Here is a 19,492-nt window from a genome sequence, read left to right as displayed (position 1 = left end):
ATTGTTGGTTGCTGTTGTCTGGCAGTCAAATCCACGCAAAACAATTTGCTATAAAATCCACTATAAGCAACCCAACACTCATACCGACGTCAATGCCGATCTGAAGAATTGTGTTCGGTCAGCGTCATCCGTTAAAACACGGTTAATCAAAGGAGAATATACCGGTAACCCCATAACGCCTTCCAGAGCTTTCTCCAAGCGCCGCCGCCCAGACGCCGTCATCGCCGTCATTGGCAATCGCAACTCCTCCTGAATCCGATTCTGCATAGACAATGCAGCCTTCAAGGGGCCGGGATTAGGCTCCGAAAACAAGATCCGAATAAGCGGCAAAAGGCTATCGAAAATGGCACGTGCCTGCACATTATCGCCCGTTTGCATCAGCGCATATAGCTGGACATATAAATCTGGACGAATATGCGCAGCAGCAGAAATGGCACCGTGTCCTCCCAATAAAAATGTTGGAAAAATCAGAGTATCGTCACCACAAAAAACCTGCAAACGCGTATTCTCAATCAACTCAGTCAGTTGTAAAACATCGCCGCTACTCTCTTTGATCCCACAAAATTGCGGGTCTTGCGCAAGCAGCTCGACCGTCGTCAATGTGATATTCACGCCGGTACGAGCAGGAATGTTATAGATAATAATTGGTCGATCGGTGTGCTCAGCTAATGTTTGAAAGTGACGCACTATACCCAATTGGGACGGCCGCACATACGCGGGTGCCGATATCAGATATCCCGCTAGCGCATAAGCATTAAAACGTCGCACTCTATCGGTTAAAGCGCGGGTATCGCTGCCGCCGATGCCCATTACAACTGGGCAGCGTCCGTCTACCGCTTCAATCACCGCAGCCAACAGCAAAGCTTGCTCGTCCTCCGACAAAGTCGCTGCCTCACCAGTCGTGCCGCCAACGACCAAACCATGCACGCCACTTTCGATTACATGCACGGCTAGTTTTTGCGCTGCATCCAAATCGATTTTTTGATCATGCGATTGCATGAAAGGTGTCACTAGAGGAACCCAGATTCCTTTAAAAATAGACATAATTTTCTCACTCAACGAATAGACATAATAATGACAGTTAACAGGACAATCTCATGCAGTTGATCATCATTCAAAAGGCATGACCTGACCAAACTCAGCACCCGGCAAACTATTCATCACGCTCGCCATAATTTGACATACCGCTGGCTTACTCAAACCCAACCACACCTTCATACGGGTTGCATGGGCAATAGGTTGTATCCGAATAAACGCCACACAGTCGCCGCACGTTTCCATCACTACATGACGTAATTGAGTGACACAATCGGCACTGACGATCAGGTACATGATGCAATCCTGACGAGTGCGATTGAGTGTGGCTACATTGTGCATGCCACCACGGTGCTTAGGTGTGGAAGACCGTTCTTTAAACTGTGAAGGCAGAGCGCCGTTTGAGGCGTTTTGATTGTGTGTTTGAGGCGCAATCTGACCATCAAAAGTAAGACCGGTATCGTGACTAGCTGGAAGCGTTTTGGCGGCTGGTGCAGGACGTTTTGTATTTGACGTAAATACCGTGATATCGCTTTTTTGATTGCCAATTTTTGGCAAATTCCCAGCGTGGCTTTTACCAAAGTTTGCGGTACGCGACGTGTACGGAAAAAAACAAGGGAATAGGTACGACGACAAAGGAAATGATGTATGTATCTTTTCTATATCGATCGGTGACATCTTGTTCATATATAACCCGCTTCCGTGATCATCATGGAATATAGGTTAATAGATCGGACGTAAAGATTCTCTAAAAATGACGCGCTGCAATGTAAAATTTTTGTAAAAAATTATTGCAATTCAATACCCTCTTTTTTTATCACGAACAACCCATTAGTTAAGGTAGTGCATCATTTTTGGTAGCCGCATCCAAACGGTTTCTAGCAAGTATTATTTGGATGCAGCCACGCGCTTAATTCTACGAATATTTTGCCAAAGACAGAACCGATCTAATCAGCCGACAATTCCTCCAAAGCCAATCCACGGGTTTCAATCCCCAGAAAAAATACCAATGCAGCAGCAACAACAAAACATAGCGCCCCGACCGTAAACACGCCACCCTGCCCCCATGTCGGCAGCACCACGCCAACAGCATAAGGGCCTAGCAAAGAACCCACGCGACCAATCGCGGAAGCAAAGCCGGACCCCGTTGCGCGGACACCGGTTGAATACAGTTCAGGGGTGTAGGTATACAGCACAGCCCACATTCCGAACAAGAAAAACTGCATACACAAGCCGCTCGCAATCAATGCATTTTCATGACCGCTCATCGCGCTTTTTCCATACAAGTAGGCCATCAATGCACCGCCTAGCAGAGAGGCGATGCAAGTCGGCTTACGCCCCCATTTTTCGACTAGCCATGCTGCCGTCAAAAATCCGGGAATCCCGCCAAGTGAAATCACCACGGTATACAACACCGACTTGGTCACCGCAAAACCGCCTTGTTGCAACAGCGCACCCAACCACGTAGTTAAGCCATAAAAACCGAGCAACGCAAAGAACCACAGACCCCAGATCATGATAGTCCGCGTGCGGTGTTGTGGCGACCACAGCGCCATGAAGGAATTGGTTTTACGTGACGTTGATCCGGACGGTAACGCGCCGATTGACCATAGTGGCTCAGGTAATACCTGAAGTTTGAGACTGCGTTTTACTTTACTCTCGAATTTTTCCAGCGTTGCCTCAGCCTCTTCGTGGCGTCCGACATGTTCGAGCCAACGCGGCGATTCTGGAATGAAGCGGCGTACCACTAGCAAAAATAATGCCGGTATTGCTAGCACCACAAACACGCTGCGCCAGTTATAGGAAGACAATACAAAATACGAAATCAGCCCAGCGGTGATAAAACCCAGAGGCCAAAATCCATCCATCAGCGCCACGTACCTGCCACGTGCCTTCGCGGGGATAAATTCCGACATCAATGTTTGCGCCACCGGAAATTCCATCCCCATTCCCAGCCCTAGCAGAAAACGATACAGTCCCAGCGTGGTCGCATCGGGTGCCGTCGAGCATAGGTAGCTGGCCACACCCCAAATAATCATGCTGATCTGAAATACCGGTTTGCGGCCAAAGCGGTCGGCCAACATCCCTGACATCGCCGCACCCAACACCATGCCAACAAAACTCATGCTCGCTAACGCACCAGCCGCTTGGGTGGATAATCCAAACTCGGTTTTTATTGAGCCCAATACAAAGGTCATCATCCCAAGATCAATCGAATCGAAGAAAAATGCCAGTGCGATGATAAAAAAAATCATCTTGTGATAGCCACTGACCGGCAAGCGCTCTAACCGTGCCGCTGCCTGCGGACCATGTCCAACCTGCATTGATACTGTTCCATCCATAGCATTTTCCCCTTTAAAATAGTGGTTCCCTCCTGTTATTTTGTAATATTCACTTCACCGCAGACCTACAAATAACGACGTTTACCTGCGTATTTACGTCGTATAAAGCGTGAAATCGTCGAAGGTATAGCCGGCGTTCAACTAACCGCACATCCGCATAGGATCAGTGCATTGAGGCGGTGTATAGGGCAGACTGTGGGAGTTAACTTTGAAGGGACAAAGACACGCTTGTTGATAAACGCCGACAAAGTTTTAAATGTTATGTGCGTAACAATGATGGCAATTGCTAAGAGGTCGTTCACACCATCAGGACGCCCCACCAGATAACGTAGTCGCTAGTGGCAGAAAAATTAAATCGTCACAGATTTAAGATGCAACATGTTTGGCTTGGCGCGCTGAACTGCAGATCGAGTGACGGAAGCTATAGGTTCATTTCCGGACACCATAAAAAAATGCCAGGCCCCTTGTGAGATGAGGCCCGGCAAGCTTTTTTATTACAAATGTAAATGATTTCCAAACAACCCAATGACGCCTATCGCAATCAAATAAATGGCGATAATAAAGTTTAGCAGACGCGGCATGACTAAAATAAGAATACCTGCAAGTAGAGAAACTAACGGCACGATGGTGATGTGAATGTTCATAATAAAGTCTCGTCAATGTAGTAAAAGAATGAAATAGATTGCTCTAAAGAGTATCCCCGATTGCGATATTGCTTACTACTGGCTTACTATTTTTGGGCTAACCTGTGCGGTGTCATTTTTAAGCGACGTGATAAAAAGTCGGTTACCAGAAGAGCTTTTCTGGTAACCCTTTTTTTATTCCTGATGTAGTACGTTGAGACGATTTTTAATCCGTTTTGTGAAGTCCATAAACTGCTTCAATTGTTGGTTTTTTGATCGAGTCAATCGCCTCCTCATTCATGCTTGTTTTCATCCTTCTTATCTGGATGAGGGCGACCACCACCTTCATGCGCCTCAGGATGATTGTTAGGCGCTTGTGGGTGAGGCTGTGCCTGCGGCTGCGCTTGCGGTTGAGAACGTTCTTGCTGTTGGGCCGGTGGCCGTATTTGCGCTTGGGAACGCTCCTGCTGTTGCACCTGAGCGCGCTGTGCCTGCTGTGCTTGAGCACGTTCCTGCTGCTGTGCTTGAGCACGTTCCTGCTGCTGTGCTTGAGCACGTTCCTGCTGCTGTGCTTGAGCACGTTCCTGCTGCTGTGCTTGAGCACGTCCCTGCTGCTGTGCTTGAGCACGCTCCTGCTGTTGTGCTTGGGCACGCTCCTGCTGTTGTGCTTGGGCACGCTCCTGCTGTTGTGCTTGGGCATGAGCTTGCTGTTGCGCCTGCTGCTGTTGCGCCTGCTGCTGCGCGTGCTCTTGCTGCTGCGATTGCATCTGTGGACGCGCCTGAGGTTGAGGCCGTTCCTGTGGTGATCCTTGAGGACGTTGTTCTGGATGCTGTGCAACCGGGGTGGCTGGTGAATGCGCCGCATCTGGTCGTACCTGCACTCCGGCAGCAGCAGCCGGTCTGTTTTGCGGGTTGCTCTCCGCATGCTCTTGATTCTGCCGCGGTCTGCCACTATCCGCAGGGTTCGCCTGATTGCCATCTGGGCGTTGTTGGTTCTGTTGCACGTTACCACCACGCGGCGCGACATGACTGAAATCAGGCCGACTCATTTTATTGAAATTTGGCGCTGTGTTGGCCGGCGTTGCGACGCCCGGCGTAGCGACGCCCGCAGCAGGTCCAGCGGGGCCAGGTCCTGGTGCGCGTCCACCATTGTTTTGAACAGACTGACCGTGATTCATATTATTAACATTCGGTGGCCCTGCTCTGGTCGCCCCTTGTCCCGCGGTTCCAAGTCCGGCTCCGGCTACAAAATCTCGCTGCTGATTTTGGGGTGCGAAATTTGGTCGAGTAGCATTGTTCGAATTTGCCACGTTGTTGGCTGCCGCATTAGGTGCAACATTGGCTGGCGCACTGTTACTACCGCCCTGACCGGGAGCACCATTATTCGTTGTATTATTACGGGTATTGATGCTGTTGTTATTGTTCGCGTTATTGACCGAGTTATTGTTATGGTTATTGTAATTATTGTTGTAATTGTTATTAGTGACCTGATTAACAACCGTAGAAGATCGCGACACATAGGTCGCGTTGTTATACACCACTGCAGGCCGATGCCATCCACCGCCATCTGATCCACCATTACTATCACCCCGACCACGGTCATCATCTCGCCCACGTCCTCTATCTCCGCCGCCATCGCGATCACCGCCCCAACGCATTCCCCACGAATTCCAACCCCAGTTCGAATTGCTAATCACAACACCTACTGCAACGCCGAGGCCGAATGAAATCGCGCCGGTGCTAACCACCTCGCCAGTGCTATAGCGTGGTGGCGGCGGTGGCGCATAACTATAGCCAGGGTAATAGGCGACAGGATCGCCATAGACCACTCGCGGATTGTAAGTCGGGACATAAACGTAGTCCGGCTCTGTCGGTTCGATCATGATCATGTCAGGCGGGGCGGGAATGATTTCAGGCCCCGAATACACAGCTGGCTCACCCGGCCGCAATACATAACCTTGTGGCGGTGTCCGGTTGGCACGCGTCACGACGGCGATCTTTTGCTGCTTCGTAGTTTTCAAATTTCCGCTGGTGGAAGCGCGTTGACGCATGACCTGGATCGCATTCATTACGTCCGTCGGATCATTCACATAAGCTGCACCCAAAGCCGAGGTCCACTGAATATTTGACGTCATTTGATCCAGCACATCCGGGAACGTGGTCAAGCCTTTTACGCTGACATCCCACGGTTGCTGATTTGCTGCGGCCACCAATGCAGCGCCTTTGAGATTTTTGTTCTGTCCCAACCAGGCATCCGCAGCGGTAATCTGATCAGGATAGGTCGAGCCAGCCAAAACCTGCGCCACCAACTTATCTGGAAACAGCGCGATCGGCCCTACCATTTGATACAGCTGTTCCGCTGTCGGCGGCACGTAAGCAGGCTTAGCCGGAGACGCGTCTACCGCCGGTTGATCTGGCGCTTTGGTTTTATCGCATCCTGCCAGCGGTAACATTGCCACACAAAGCGTAGTGCTGAGCATCAATGACAGTGTCTTCTTGTTTTTTAACATGGTGATCTCACAATATTGGCATTTAACGGTGTTGATAGCAGCAAATTAGCACGTAACATTGTGATGATATTAAGAGGTTACAAACTATTGCATGTCCCGCATTTATTGATAGTTTTAAAGATGGAGTAGGCAAAGCCACGTTGATCTAGCCGCTAAGCGGTGCCATAAATTGGGCAATTCAGGAATATTTAGATTCTATTTCTAATAACTAACGCCGCTCAGCGCAGCTGGTTGACAGGACGATAATCCAGCATGTAATTCGCATTCTGGAAAACCATACCAACACTATCCTTCCAATCAACACGCGAAGATGAGAATCGACAAACGTGCTCACAATCAGGGCACGCTAACAGTGATAAAGTTTGAAGGCGAGGAGTCACTTATCTGCGATGCAATAAATTCAATGATTGAATTAAAGGCCACAAAAAATATACTTCCTAAAGGTATTATTGCCAGGTAACAACGCAGGTATTTAGTGTATTGATACAGACGCCATGTAGAAATACGATGTCTGTCATTTTTTAGTTAATGCTATTTTTTATCGACTTAAATTAGCATCATCTTGCCATGGATGATCACCGGAACATCGGTGCATAACTAAGCATATTATATTTTTTTGTAACCGATTGCGTCAATGCTGGATCGTTTTTCAATGACGTCCATACGTGCTTTTACCCACATGTTGATGGCGCATATGATTCAAAAATTGGTGCCGCTAAAAAGCCGACACCGTCGCTCGCAATATACTATTTTGCATCGCTTGGTCTGGTACTCAATGGCGGATGCTCGGCCGCGCAAAATGGCGCATCGGCAGTCGCCATACAAGATTCAAAAGCATCCCCATCATCAGCGGAAGCGAACACATAGGTTATGTCATCGACTTGAACTTCAGTCGGAGAAAGTCGAACAATTGCCATCGCGAACCTTTCAAATTTTTATTTCATTTAATAAAGGAATTAATTTAACACACCACGCGACATCACCGCCAATCACCAGTATTTTGCACGCACATACTTTGTGTGTGATAACACTCAATACCGTGATAAGACAATTGCACAATCGTAGTCTGACTTAGACATTCCGGTTAAAGTGGGTCAGTGTCAGGGAGTGGCTCCTGAATAGGAATAGGCATAGGAAAGCCACCCGGAAGTGGATCTTGCACCGGCGGCGGAGTATCCGGAACGGGTTTATTTGGCGAAATTTCGTCTGGTGGCGGTTCTTGAGGTGTATGCATTATTCACTCCTGATCCAATGTCATGAACGTCGTCCTATTATGAACCACCTACAAATTCAAATGGTACGACGCATGAAAACTTCCCATCGGGTTGAGGAAAAATTACCCATATGAATGACAAAAAAATCAATATTAAATTTTACCCGTCCAGCCAGTTGCGTGCAGAAGCGGTCTGGATAGTCAAATACAGGCCTACAAGCATGCCAGCGTCCGCTTTAATCAACAAAAAGCCCCACAACCAGATGGTGATGGGGCTTCTTTTTTAAATACATGTTGCTACTCTGCACATACTAGCCCGTGAGAAATTAACGGCTGTCTGGTACGAAGGGCATTGGGCGTTATTCCGTCGTATCATTCCTTCGGAAAATCAGTACCAATGCTGGTAGCACGCCATGCTTCGATTTGTTCCAGGCCAGCTTTGAGTTTCTTGCTGACGGCGTCAACACCAAATGTACCAAGCACCAAATGATGTGGTGGATTTTTTGTTTCTGTGACGAGAATCATCGCCGCCGCTGCACGCTGCGGATCACCAGGCTGGTCGCCACTGGAAGCGGCTGTGCCCTTTAAACGCACACCCGCAGTATCGGCATAGTCCGCGATCAGGTTCGGCGTCTGCTTCAAAGAACGACCGGCCCAATCAGTGCGGAATGGGCCTGGTTCAATACAGGTGACGTGAATACCGAGTGGAGCCACTTCTGATGCCAGAGAATCTGAAAAACCTTCTACAGCATGCTTACTGGCGGCGTAATAACCGGAGCCAGGAAAGCCGACTTTGCCAGCCACGGACGTGATATTCAATATATGCCCTTTATGGCGCGCACGCATGCCGGGTAGCACCGCCCGCGTCATGGCGAACAGACCGAATACATTGGCGTCGAATTGTGCCCGTATTTCCGCTTCGTCTCCTTCCTCGACCGAGGATTGATAGCCATAGCCAGCATTATTGACCAGCACATCAATTGCGCCAAAATGATCTTCTGCTGCTTTCACTGCGGCAGTGATCTGAGCAGAATCCGTCACATCCAGCGCCAGCGCTAGAGCATGACCGTTCGCACCTGCGGCCAAATCAGCGACGCGGGCCTGATCACGTGCGGTCACAACAACGCGCCATCCGCGTGCGAGGACCTGTAAAGCCAACTCACGACCAAAGCCGGTTGAACAACCTGTGATGAACCAAACGGGTGAATCTGATAAAGAAATTTCGGACGTCATTTGCAACCTTTCAACAATGGTGTGGAATGTGACCAATTCTACTGGAGAGTATACTGCATCGTCGCGGCGACGGTTGGCAAACAGTCAAACGTCTATGAGAAAGAGCTAATAATTAAGATTCTTCGACGCCAGTAAGTAAAAAACGTGAAAACATTTTCGACATTTCGCAGTTTGGCTCCGCAGTTCGTCTCCTATAACGGCAACGATACCAATACATTGCTTGAAGCACTTTATGGCAATGATGGAGTGCAGAAATTCACCACCTTAACAGATGGCTGTCGGTGCTCGTGTATTGATTTTCTTACCTGGATTAATTGCCGCCAGCCCGGCCAAAAGGTTTGCACATCACATCTGCAAATGGCTTTTATACAAGCCCGCGATCAAATCTGATTGCGTCAGCATTCCCACTAAGCGACCATCATCGTCAACCACCGGTATTGAATGGTATCCGCGATCCGACATTAGAGGAACCAGTTCCACAATCGCTTGATGCTCGCTGACAACCGTAACGTCCTTAAACATAATCTGACCGACCACTTCTGGCTTGCTGGAATGCGCCCGTGGAATGGCGCGTAAAAGCTGTCTTATTTTTTTAGCCAGCTGACCGTAATGCTTGAGCTCGATATGCTTGACGAAGTCAGCTTTCGTCACGATGCCGATCACATGGCGGCCTCTTCCCAAAACGGGGATCGCTGTCAATTTGTGCGTCCGCAACAGATTCCATGCCGTTAATAACTCAGTGGCAAAATCAACACTAACGATATCCCGGGACATTAATTCTTTGCATGTCACGACGCCAAACTTGCGTCGCGCCACTTCCATCTCGGTCTCCAGAAATATCTTCTCCAGATCGCCCCTACTAATGTCGAGTACCTGGTTATACCGGCTTAACACAACGTCCAGATCATCCGGCGTAAAACCCACGCGCGAGGTCGGCTCCGGGTCTTTCAGTGCATGCTGGTTGCTATGATCTTTGAACGCGATATGCGGATAGCGGCGTCCGGTAGCGTTGTTGAACAGTATCGCTGTCAGCAAGAGCAAAAAAGTATTCAGGCCAACTGGAACCAACAAAAAGGTATAACCCAATTGATGAATTGCAGGGCCGCCGAGAACTGCCGTCAGCGCCACCGCGCCACTGGGCGGGTGCAAGCAGCGCAACCAAAACATGGCCCCAATGGCAAGACCCGCGGCTAACCCCGCCGCCAGCACTGGCTCGCCAATCAGCTTGGCGCAGGTGACACCGATCAATCCGGCACAAAGGTTACCACCGACAATCGACCAGGGCTGAGCCAGCGGGCTGGCGGGTACCGCAAATAGCAGCACCGCAGACGCGCCCATCGGGGCAATTAACCATAACGCCGCCGATGAATTACCCAACATTAAATAGCTGCACGCACCCGTCAGCGTGATCCCGATCAAGGCTCCGGAACAAGCACGCATCCGCTCAAAACGATCAACCCCGTCGAAACGCGTGAGAATGTCCCAAAGCCATATAAAGTTTTTTTTGATCATCGCTAAATAACGCTGTTCTGAAAAATTGTGAAAGGAATACGCATTGACGAACGCATCGACGAGCGAACGACTTATTAGCGTGTATTTGGCGAATCTTTTTATTTTGGCGAATATAACACATTACGATATATTATTTTTAATGCAACTCACTGCTTTAAAAGTTGGCACTGGCGTAATTTCTTCTCCGATCCACGCCTGCAAAGGATCGAAGAGTTCGCGCTTAAAAACAATCGCGACTTGCGCGTATCAATGCCCAACGTCGAAGCTTCACAGGCGCGCTATCAAGTCACGCGCCGGACTATTCCCATCGATCGATGCCAATGCTTCGAAAGATCGATCACGCACGCCGTTGGATCTTTCCTCTTCTGGAAAGACGGTCTTGACCACCTATTCGGTCGGTCTCAACGCATCATGGGAAATCGACTTCTTGGGTCGCATACGTAGTCTGAAAGATCAGGCGCTGGCGCAATATCTGTCCACCGCCGAAGCACGTAAAGCCGCCGAAATTTCGTTATTGTCAGCAGTCGCCGCCCAATACCTGACCATGCTCGCGTATGACGATCAGTTAGTAGTCACAAGCAACACGCTGACAAGCACCCAAGAGTCATACCGTATCAGCAAACTGCAATTCGACACCGGTACTGAATCAGAACTCGACTTACGTCAGGCGCAAGGCATTCTGGAACAAGCATCCGCCAATCTGCAATCGCAAATGCGACTTCGTGCGCAAGCTGAAAACGCGCTGGTCTTGCTGATCGGCCAACCGCTGCCCGACGATCTGCCAGCCGGTTTGCCGCTCGATAGCCAAAATTTGCTCACCGATATTCCCGCCGGTCTGCCTTCTGATCTGCTGATTCGCCGTCCCGATATCGCAGCAGCCGAACAGACACTAGTCGGCGCGAATGCCAATATCGGCGCGGCACGGGCGGCGTTCTTCCCTGCGATTTCACTGACCGGTACGCTCGGTACGCTATCGCCTTCCTTTGGTGGACTGTTCAGCTCAGGATCGCGTGCGTGGTCGTTCGCACCACAAATCTCGCTACCGATATTCAGCGGCGGTGCCAACATAGCTAACCTCGAATGGGCGCAAGTAGAAAAACGTATTGAAATCGCCAATTATCAAAAGGTAATCCAAAGCGCTTTCCGCGAAGTAGCCGACGGCCTGGCCGCTCGTGGCACTTACGACAACCAGATCATGTCGCTGGAACGCTATACCCAAACCCAAAGCCGCCGACTAGAACTATCCGATCTGCGCTATCGCAATGGTGTGGATAATTATCTCAGCGTGCTGACCGCGCAAACCGATCTCTACAACGCGCAGCTAGTGCTGATCACAGCACGTCTGCAACGGCTGACCAATCTGGTAGATTTGTATCAGTATTTGGGCGGTGGATGGATTGAGCACACCGGCGATCAGCCACGTCCTGCCGATGCGGTGAGTGATATGGGCGCTAATGCCACGACGGCTGCAAACGCGACTGCTTCCGCAAAATAAATAGTGTCCCTTGGCTGCCTGATCGACATCACGATTGGGCAGTTTTTTTGTTGTCCGTCAATCTTTGACGCCGATCTCGATGATCGACTACTATTTTTTTCTTCCTTTACGACCATCAGCAGAGTGCTTCTCGCTTTCTGCCGGTCGTTTGACTTGACTCTTTGCTGCCCTCAAATCAGTCGATCTTTGAGATAACGTAACGTGTAGAACCGACTCTGGTTCAACAGCAATAAACCCTTCAAACGCATTCAACAGATTAACAATCACCGGCTTGCCAAAAGCCTGTTCAATATGCTGATACTGCAGGTCAATTAACGGCGCGATCTCGCTGATGAGTTGGTCGCCACTTGGTGCAAGCCGCACTAATACGCGTCGCCGGTCATCGGCCACCGCGTTGCGGCTGATCAGGCCAACTTCTTCCATGCGCGTTAGGACGCCGGTCATGCTGGAACTGAGGATTTGGCACATCTCACACAGTTCTCGCGGCTCAAGTTGCACATGTTCATCCAGTAAACGCAGGATTCTCCACTGTTGTTCGGTTACGCCGAAGTGATTCAGAATGGGGCGAAAGTGAGACATTAGTCGCTCCCGCGCTTTTAGAAAAAGTTGTGGGAGATTTCGATGGGCTATGCGATGTTTCAGGGCGTTCTCCGGTTTCGTATTAAGTACGGTCTTCGTTACTTAATATGGTTACTGCTTCGTGGGTGCTTGCCGGTGGTAGACCGGCAGCTAGTGTCTTTCTTTTGCTTCGCCAAAAGAAAGGCACCAAAGAAAAGGCGACCGCAGAGACGCTGCCCTTCGGGGCCCCAAGCGTTTTAGCCATCAGTCGGGTGGAGAAACGAACTCGCTTCGCTCAAACATGTTTCCCCACAATTTCCGCCTGATGACTAAAACACTTGGCAGCGCCAATGTCGGGGTAGGTCGAGTGCCACTTCAAAAGCAACTACAACGTCAACTGTGGCTGCGCCTGCAAGGTCAAAAGCAACGTCAACTGTGGCTGCGCCTGCAAGATCAACTGCAACGTCAACTGTGGCTGCGCCTGCAAGGTCAAGAGCAACGTCAACTGTGGCTGCGCCTGCAAGATCAAAGGCAACGTCAACTGTGGCTGCGCCTGCAAGGTCAAGAGCAACGTCAACTGTGGCTGCGCCTGCAAGATCAAAGGCAACGTCAACTGTGGCTGCGCCTGCAAGGTCAACTACAACGTCAACTGTGGCTGCGCCTGCAAGGTCAACTACAACGTCAACTGTGGCTGCGCCTGCAAGGTCAACTCCAACGTCAACTGTGGCTGCGCCTGCAACAGCAATAGCCTTCATATCGAATGTTATTCAGTTTGCATTAACCTCATCTGCAAAGCTTTATATGTCAGCAAGCCATAGCACTATTGATACACGATTGTCGCAGCGAAGATTAAGATTTTTTATGAATTAAGTCAGGCAATAATTGACCACTTCCAGCGGCGGTGGAATGTTTTTATCTGCTAGCGATTCACGCAAATTAATTTCGATTGTTCGGCAAATTGCATCCAGTGGCAGATCATTCGATTCCATGCCAAATGGTTCTTCTATCTCATCGCCCAACGCGTCCAGACCGAAAAATGTGTAGGCTACAATGGCGACCACAAACGGTGTCATAAATCCAATCGAATCGACCAATCCAAACGGTAAAAGAAAGCAGTAGATATAAGCCGTTCGATGCAATAACAGTGTGTAAGAAAATGGAATCGGCGTGCTTTTTATGCGCTCGCAAGACGCAGCTGCGGCCGTCATCGAAGACAAGCTGGCATCTATCTGGCCAGCGAGGCATGGCTCAATTCGTCCCTCTTTGATGCACCGCTGCAGATCCAGCCCCATTCTCATCATGAGGAAATCTGGTTTGTTTGACGACTTGTCTATCTGCTGCCATTCAGATTCAAGGAGCAAGCTTTTCAGCTCCGTATCAACATTGCAGTCACGCAGATGATGGCGCAAAGCGTGCGCGAAAGCGATTGCACGGTAGATCATGCGCACGCGCGTATCCGCCAGGCCAAGACTGGCGACCGCAGGTTCCGAATAGGAAATCAGGCTTTGACACTGACGCGAGAAGCTCCGGCTTCTATGGACCAGTTCACCCCATAATTTGCGCCCTTCCCAAAATCGGTCATAAGCTGCATTGTTACGAAATCCCAAAAAAATCGCTATCGGCAGTCCGATCAACGTAAACGGAATCGTCGTCAGTGTGATTTTAAGATCAAACAAATCGCCATGCGTCAGCGTCACCGCAGTGGCCACCAACGTGTTGACGATCAGCGACGGCAGAATCCTCGGCATCACCGATCCTCGGAGCAATAAAAACAGCCTGAACCCGGACGGACGATCTCTGATAATCATTTGGAATCTCTATTTTTAAATTTCACTAATATGTGAGTGATTATAGTGACAATGCCGACAACGCGTCAATCTCTCAGATCGCATAAGAAATGTGCTGGACTTATTGGCTCGGTTGATAGCTTAGTTAATGGCTTAGTTAATGGCTTAGTTGCTAGCTGCGTTACTTGGATTATTACTAGCAATGCTGGTAGTTGCAACGAGCAGTTTTCAACGCGTTGTATCAAATTATTCTCATCACTGCAATGGGTTAATATCTTTCATCAGGTGCTTATAAACTTGCAAAGGAAACGCGGAATGGGCAAAAATCGCCTGGAAGCATTTAGCGACGGTGTGATCGCCATCATCATCACCATCATGGTGCTTGAGATGAAAGTGCCACACGGTGACGATCTCGCATCACTGCGGCTGATCTACCCGGTCTTCTTCAGTTACATCCTCAGTTTTGTCTACACCGGCATCTATTGGAATAATCACCACCATATGCTGCACGCGGTACAGAAGATCAACGGCCCTGTTCTTTGGGCGAATTTGCATCTTCTGTTCTGGCTCTCGCTCATCCCGTTCGCCACCGGCTGGATGGGCGAAAACCACTTTTCCGAAGTACCAACTGCGCTATATGGCATGGTTTTGTTGATGGCTGGCATTGCTTATTACATCCTCAGTCGTAGTCTGATCAAGCTTCATGGAAAAGATTCGCCGCTATCCAAAGCCATAGGCAGCGACACGAAAGGTAAGCTGTCAGTAGTCGGTTATGCCATCGCCATCCCACTCTCTTTTGTCAATCGATGGGTCGCGCTGGCGTTGTATGTTTTGGTCGCAATCATGTGGTTAATCCCTGATCGGCGAATTGAAAAAGCAATTGAAAAAGGGATGTAAAAACGATCAATGTCGAGGTATCTTTTCTATCGAAGCCTCATGAATTCGGAACAATGGGCTTGAAACGATTGAAAAATGACTAAAAATTTGAAGTGGTGGTGATGATTATTTGCCTTCAAAGCATAGGATAAAGCCTATAGATTCTCGATTTGGTTTAATTTTAGGGATCAATAATCGTCACTATTTCAAGATCAAAAACCACCACAAATCGTCGTTAAGTGCGCCCATCCCACGTGCGATTTAAAACTAATCATTAACAACCGCCACCGATCAATTTATCGAAAGATCAGCATGAAAAAAAGAAAATTTCTGTTAGCCGCACTGAGCGCTACCACCATCCCGGCTTTCGCAAAAAAACGAACAGAATCGATTAAAGAAACCGGCCCAACACTATTAACGATCAGCGGTGCAATCGGCAAAGGTAATCGCGGCGCGTTAGATCCGGCGTTGGATCAAATGATGCATAAGCAAAACATACAGTTTGACAAGGCATATGTTTTCAATTTCGCAACCCTGACTTCTTTACCTGCTGTTGACATAAATCCCACTCTGGAATACGACGCCAAACCGCATGCGTTGCGTGGGCCACTGCTAACCGATGTTATCGCGGCTGCGGCCGACAAAGCATTGCCCGGAAATACAGCGGTCAAATTACGTGCGGTCGATGGTTATGTAGTGCAGGTCGCACTGTCCGATATACGAAAATACCGCTTTATCGTTGCTACGCATCTGGATGGACAGCCGATTCCCTTGGGAGGATTGGGGCCTTTGTGGGCCGTGTACGCGCCAAATAGCTTCCCCGACATGATGGCGCGACCGCTATCAGCGCGTTTTCCCTTGTGCCCTTGGGCGCTATATCACATTGAATTGAGTATTGCCTAGAAGGTTAATGTACTATCGGTGCCCATCCCAAACTTTCCCCTTGGCGCTGGGCCGACAAAAGATCGCACTCTTCCATATAGCCAGTTGCAGGCATGGCACCTTCAAAGTTTGTTATGTAAGTGAATGTTCCTGGAAGTGTTCATCGACATGAAAAAGTGCGCGAGCAACATATTCTTCTTTTTCTCCCACAGGCGCAAAATAATGCAGCACCTCTTTCGCCTCTGCCATTCCTTTTAGCCGCGCTATCATCCACGCAGAAATGTATTGCGCCGAGAAACATCCGCCAGCAGTTGCCACATTACCGTGCGCAAAAAATGCCTGGTTCAAGATATTTATTCCAGCAGCTTGCACCCATGGCTTACTGGTTGTATCCGTGCATGCAGGTGTTTTGCCTAATAAGCCAAGCTTCGCCAACAAAAACGTTCCAGAGCATTGTGCCGCTATAAGCTGACGTCCCGGATCGAGTTGTATTTGGCTGAGTATGGAGTTATCACCAGCCACTTCCCGCGTCTTCATCCCGCTGCCTATCAATACCGCATCGGCAGAATTTGCTTCTTTCAGATCAATGTGAGCGTCAATTGTTAGCCCGTTCATTGAAGTTACCCGTGCGGTGGGACTGGCAATACTCACCTTCCAATTGGCATCTCCCAATAATGAAATCCGGCTAAGCATTCCATAGGCGATTAATGAATCTAATTCATTGAATCCATCGAAGGTCAAAATAGCGATGTGCATGGTTGGGCTTTAGGTTTAAAAATGCGTTTGTTGGTGGCTATTTTGATCGTGACTTCCTTGTCTAGAATAACAGGTTCAAGAGCTTTGGCGTCACTGGATGCCAAATTCTGATCGGGATGGGTCGGAGGTTTAGGAACGGCGCGGCCTGTAATTTATATAGGCGACAACAAAGTCAATAGCGAGATCATATTTCCTATTTCTAAACCGACGTGTAGACTCCGTTACCTCGGCTTAAGCGAAGAAGAGGCATCACCAGCAAGTTGAAGTCTGAAGCGGTGCACCCTAGTGTAATTTATATGCGGATGTAATCGTGAACTCAGAAAGCTACTAACTTTTCGACCAGATATGCAACTATTGCCGTAATTTATAATTCCAGGTGCAAATAATGAAACTATCATCAACCATCGTAGTGCTAGCGATTGTAGGGTTGTTGGCATTTACAAATCCAAAACTAGACAGCTACGAGCAACACATTCATCAAACAATCACTCAGGAAGCCAATACAAAGGATGACGTAGCTCGAACACTGGGAACGTTATTTGGAGGGTTGGCTCGCAGTCTCATAACTAGCAGCACCGTGAGAAATAATTACATTCTGTTTAGCACTTACGACTCAAATCTGGGAAATCAACATCTAAAATTTTTAGGCATCCTTGGTAACTTCTTTCAGATATCAAAACCACTAAAAAGATGATGCTCACTTTGACGGCTGCACATTCTGACAATACACCGCTTCAGATCAACAGCTCGTATCAACCTGCTTCGGTAATCGCAGAATTTACGACGATGATCTGAGGGCATTCAGCCCATCGACAAAAAAAGAACTGACTTCCTTTCTAGGGCAATGACTAACGAACTTAATGGAACAAGGTCATGCTTGCCGGTAAAGCGGCATATCTTCTCGGTTCGCATGATGGAGGTATGTTTGTTGATGGCGCATAAAATCATATACGGTTAACAACCCAACCTGTTTGATCAAAACGAGAAGAGAAGACTCTCAATTAAGATAAGGCGGGCACGAGTGATTAAAGGTGAAACTCTCATGTTTGAAATCGCTGTCCAGCGGTGCCGTGCGATAAACGAAGCCATTGCTGATCGTATCCGACACGTTGATCAACTTGGCTAAAAGATTCAGATTAGTCTGTTGGGTATCGTTGAAGCTTGCCTTCTTTTGTAGCAGATCACTCATCGAGTGCTCCTCAATGAAATTGAAGTGCTTGCCGAGCAAGCCGCACACCACGTCGGATAGCTGGATACCGAAAGTCGTTTTAGAATCTCTAAAAGAAAAGGAAATCTCTTTGGGTCCGTTCATGAACTTGAATTTTCTGAGGCTTTGCTGAACAGTCAGCTCTTCATCAAAGATGTGAGTGGATTTTTTAAAGATATACATCGGCCTCACAAAGTAGTCGTGCAAGCTGTCTATAAGTATATTCTCGCGGTGATTGACCAAGAAGGCCAGTTCGTCGAGTTTAGCAGCCTCTGTCAACAAGGATTTAAGCATGCCGTCGAAAACGGTCCGAGGAGCGGGAGCGTGGGTGTTCAAAAGCTCGAGAACCGCGCTTGCGAAATCGCCGGTCTTTTGCCGATCAATGTTCGGGTAGCCATAGCTGCCCAATATGTCGAGAAATCCCAATATATCCTTGGTCACGATAGCATAAAATTCGTTCTTGATTTCCCTATGGTAAGCCGCGAAGCTCATCAATCTTTTCTCAGTGAGCAGCGATTCGATGATATCGACCAGCGACCAGTACACAATGTTTAGATTGGTGTAGTGGATATAGATATGACTCTTCAGAAGATAATTAAAGATGATAGTGAGCTTGCCCGAATTCAAGACGTCCATATAGTCGCCTTTGGCAATATGTTCAAACTTGAATTCGACTGCCGATTCTTGAATTCGAAGAGCTGAACGAAGCTCAGCCTCTCCCGTGAGCGATGTCAGCGCCCGATGAGCAATACCCCCAAGGACAAAATTCTTCATACTTTTGTCGTTGGGTCCATCCTTTTTTAGGTGCAGCTTACGAATATTGTTGATCTCATCGTAGTAGATGACGAACTTATCATTGGCTCCACGAAGTTGCTTCAGTACGTTTTTGCGGAAGTTGTTGACATCAATGGTGATCGGCATGGAAAAATTTTCTGTTCTGTGTATTTCAGTGCGACCCGCACCTCAAGTCGAGGCCTTTGAGCAGCGGCGATGCCCAGCGCAGCCCCTTGAAGCACTATGAGGCTTGCCAAAAGCCGGTTCTCCAATGTTCGCAGCAGCGCTGTCATTAACGGTAATGCAGTATATTTCAAAATCGCAGCATCGTATATTGCACGCCACTGAATCGCATCGTCGTACCAAACTCACTCGACTTGATCGCCCACTCTTAGGAAATGGCTGAAGGTGGATGAACATTGGTTGCATTACGGTGCATCGCCAGCGAAATTAATTCAGGTGGTGAAAGAAGGAGTCTCGAAAAGTGTGAGCAAGCCACCACAAGACGTGATTAATCTCGCAGTTAAAATCCAAGAATTGCCACCCCACCGCCGCTATTTGGTCGAAGAACTGGTCGAACAATTGCAACAGGATGTTAGGTAAAGCTTTTTCGGGACAACTGTTGCCGTCTATTGATTAAAAAAAAGAATAGATAGTTGTCTGGAATCTCAGATGCATCTCGTACAACT

18 protein-coding genes and 1 pseudogene are annotated in these 19,492 nt (G+C 48.6%); 7 read left to right on the top strand and 12 right to left on the bottom strand.

The genetic code is table 11. From position 1 onward, the window contains the following. Window positions 1–78: 78 nt before the first annotated feature. The 6 genes from dapA to RGU75_RS11345 all read right to left on the bottom strand — a co-directional run bounded on the left by dapA (window position 79) and on the right by RGU75_RS11345 (window position 7,744). Complete coding sequence (dapA, locus tag RGU75_RS11370; protein WP_322235947.1) at window positions 79–1,044, bottom strand: 4-hydroxy-tetrahydrodipicolinate synthase; 966 nt, start codon at window positions 1,042–1,044, stop codon at window positions 79–81. Between the two features lie 66 nt (window positions 1,045–1,110). Beyond that, window positions 1,111–1,722, bottom strand: a complete 612-nt coding sequence (locus RGU75_RS11365; RefSeq protein WP_322235945.1) for a hypothetical protein — start codon at window positions 1,720–1,722, stop codon at window positions 1,111–1,113. Window positions 1,723–1,982: 260 nt separating this feature from the next. Further along, complete coding sequence (locus RGU75_RS11360; protein WP_322235943.1) at window positions 1,983–3,377, bottom strand: MFS transporter; 1,395 nt, start codon at window positions 3,375–3,377, stop codon at window positions 1,983–1,985. Between the two features lie 494 nt (window positions 3,378–3,871). Beyond that, window positions 3,872–4,021 (bottom strand): DUF3096 domain-containing protein, encoded by a 150-nt coding sequence (locus tag RGU75_RS11355; RefSeq protein ID WP_322235941.1) that lies wholly within the window; start codon window positions 4,019–4,021, stop codon window positions 3,872–3,874. 272 nt (window positions 4,022–4,293) lie between these two features. Further along, window positions 4,294–6,510, bottom strand: a complete 2,217-nt coding sequence (locus RGU75_RS11350) for a DUF3300 domain-containing protein (protein ID WP_322235940.1) — start codon at window positions 6,508–6,510, stop codon at window positions 4,294–4,296. A 1,084-nt stretch (window positions 6,511–7,594) separates the two neighbouring features. Then, window positions 7,595–7,744 (bottom strand): hypothetical protein, encoded by a 150-nt coding sequence (locus RGU75_RS11345; RefSeq protein ID WP_322235938.1) that lies wholly within the window; start codon window positions 7,742–7,744, stop codon window positions 7,595–7,597. A 110-nt stretch (window positions 7,745–7,854) separates the two neighbouring features. On the opposite strand from RGU75_RS11345, the gene RGU75_RS11340 reads away from it, so the two are divergent. Beyond that, window positions 7,855–8,010: a hypothetical protein gene (locus RGU75_RS11340; RefSeq protein WP_322235936.1), complete on the top strand. Its 156-nt coding sequence runs from the start codon at window positions 7,855–7,857 to the stop codon at window positions 8,008–8,010. Window positions 8,011–8,095: 85 nt separating this feature from the next. On the opposite strand, the gene RGU75_RS11335 is transcribed toward RGU75_RS11340, so the two are convergent. Further along, entirely contained in the window at window positions 8,096–8,956 is an 861-nt protein-coding gene (locus RGU75_RS11335; protein WP_416186808.1) for an oxidoreductase, read from the bottom strand. 345 nt (window positions 8,957–9,301) lie between these two features. Next, the gene (locus RGU75_RS11330; protein WP_322235934.1) at window positions 9,302–10,468 is read right to left on the bottom strand and encodes an HPP family protein; all 1,167 of its coding nucleotides are present in this window, start codon (window positions 10,466–10,468) and stop codon (window positions 9,302–9,304) included. A gap of 168 nt (window positions 10,469–10,636) precedes the next feature. Between RGU75_RS11330 and RGU75_RS11325 the strand changes: the two are divergent. Next, window positions 10,637–11,963 (top strand): annotated as a pseudogene (locus tag RGU75_RS11325) (efflux transporter outer membrane subunit); the annotation flags it as partial. 90 nt (window positions 11,964–12,053) lie between these two features. Here RGU75_RS11325 and hpaR read toward each other — a convergent pair. Next, window positions 12,054–12,593, bottom strand: a complete 540-nt coding sequence (gene hpaR, locus RGU75_RS11320) for a homoprotocatechuate degradation operon regulator HpaR (protein ID WP_322240457.1) — start codon at window positions 12,591–12,593, stop codon at window positions 12,054–12,056. Window positions 12,594–12,822: 229 nt separating this feature from the next. Here hpaR and RGU75_RS11315 point away from each other — a divergent pair, with 229 nt between their 5' ends. Next, the gene (locus RGU75_RS11315) at window positions 12,823–13,269 is read left to right on the top strand and encodes a hypothetical protein (RefSeq protein ID WP_322235932.1); all 447 of its coding nucleotides are present in this window, start codon (window positions 12,823–12,825) and stop codon (window positions 13,267–13,269) included. Window positions 13,270–13,387: 118 nt separating this feature from the next. On the opposite strand, the gene RGU75_RS11310 is transcribed toward RGU75_RS11315, so the two are convergent. Next, on the bottom strand, window positions 13,388–14,329 hold the full coding sequence (locus tag RGU75_RS11310) for a bestrophin family protein (RefSeq protein ID WP_322235930.1): 942 nt from the start codon (window positions 14,327–14,329) through the stop codon (window positions 13,388–13,390). A 294-nt stretch (window positions 14,330–14,623) separates the two neighbouring features. Between RGU75_RS11310 and RGU75_RS11305 the strand changes: the two genes are divergently transcribed. Together RGU75_RS11305 and RGU75_RS11300 are read left to right on the top strand one after the other, a co-directional pair. After that, window positions 14,624–15,205: a TMEM175 family protein gene (locus RGU75_RS11305; protein WP_322235928.1), complete on the top strand. Its 582-nt coding sequence runs from the start codon at window positions 14,624–14,626 to the stop codon at window positions 15,203–15,205. 291 nt (window positions 15,206–15,496) lie between these two features. After that, window positions 15,497–16,087, top strand: coding sequence for a molybdopterin-dependent oxidoreductase (locus tag RGU75_RS11300; RefSeq protein ID WP_322235926.1), 591 nt, complete (start codon window positions 15,497–15,499; stop codon window positions 16,085–16,087). 111 nt (window positions 16,088–16,198) lie between these two features. On the opposite strand, the gene RGU75_RS11295 is transcribed toward RGU75_RS11300, so the two are convergent. Further along, the gene (locus RGU75_RS11295; RefSeq protein ID WP_322235924.1) at window positions 16,199–16,822 is read right to left on the bottom strand and encodes a DJ-1/PfpI family protein; all 624 of its coding nucleotides are present in this window, start codon (window positions 16,820–16,822) and stop codon (window positions 16,199–16,201) included. A gap of 385 nt (window positions 16,823–17,207) precedes the next feature. Here RGU75_RS11295 and RGU75_RS11290 point away from each other — a divergent pair, with 385 nt between their 5' ends. Next, complete coding sequence (locus tag RGU75_RS11290; RefSeq protein ID WP_322235922.1) at window positions 17,208–17,516, top strand: DUF4359 domain-containing protein; 309 nt, start codon at window positions 17,208–17,210, stop codon at window positions 17,514–17,516. Window positions 17,517–17,819: 303 nt separating this feature from the next. On the opposite strand, the gene RGU75_RS11285 is transcribed toward RGU75_RS11290, so the two are convergent. Then, the gene (locus tag RGU75_RS11285; RefSeq protein WP_322235919.1) at window positions 17,820–18,950 is read right to left on the bottom strand and encodes a DUF3800 domain-containing protein; all 1,131 of its coding nucleotides are present in this window, start codon (window positions 18,948–18,950) and stop codon (window positions 17,820–17,822) included. A gap of 261 nt (window positions 18,951–19,211) precedes the next feature. On the opposite strand from RGU75_RS11285, the gene RGU75_RS11280 reads away from it, so the two are divergent. Continuing rightward, window positions 19,212–19,406, top strand: a complete 195-nt coding sequence (locus tag RGU75_RS11280) for a hypothetical protein (protein ID WP_322235917.1) — start codon at window positions 19,212–19,214, stop codon at window positions 19,404–19,406. The last annotated feature ends 86 nt before the right edge of the window (window positions 19,407–19,492 follow it).

Origin of the sequence: Glaciimonas sp. CA11.2, from assembly GCF_034314045.1 — a bacterium.
GTDB lineage: Bacteria > Pseudomonadota > Gammaproteobacteria > Burkholderiales > Burkholderiaceae_D > Glaciimonas.
This window is presented reverse-complemented; position numbering and strand designations above follow the sequence as displayed.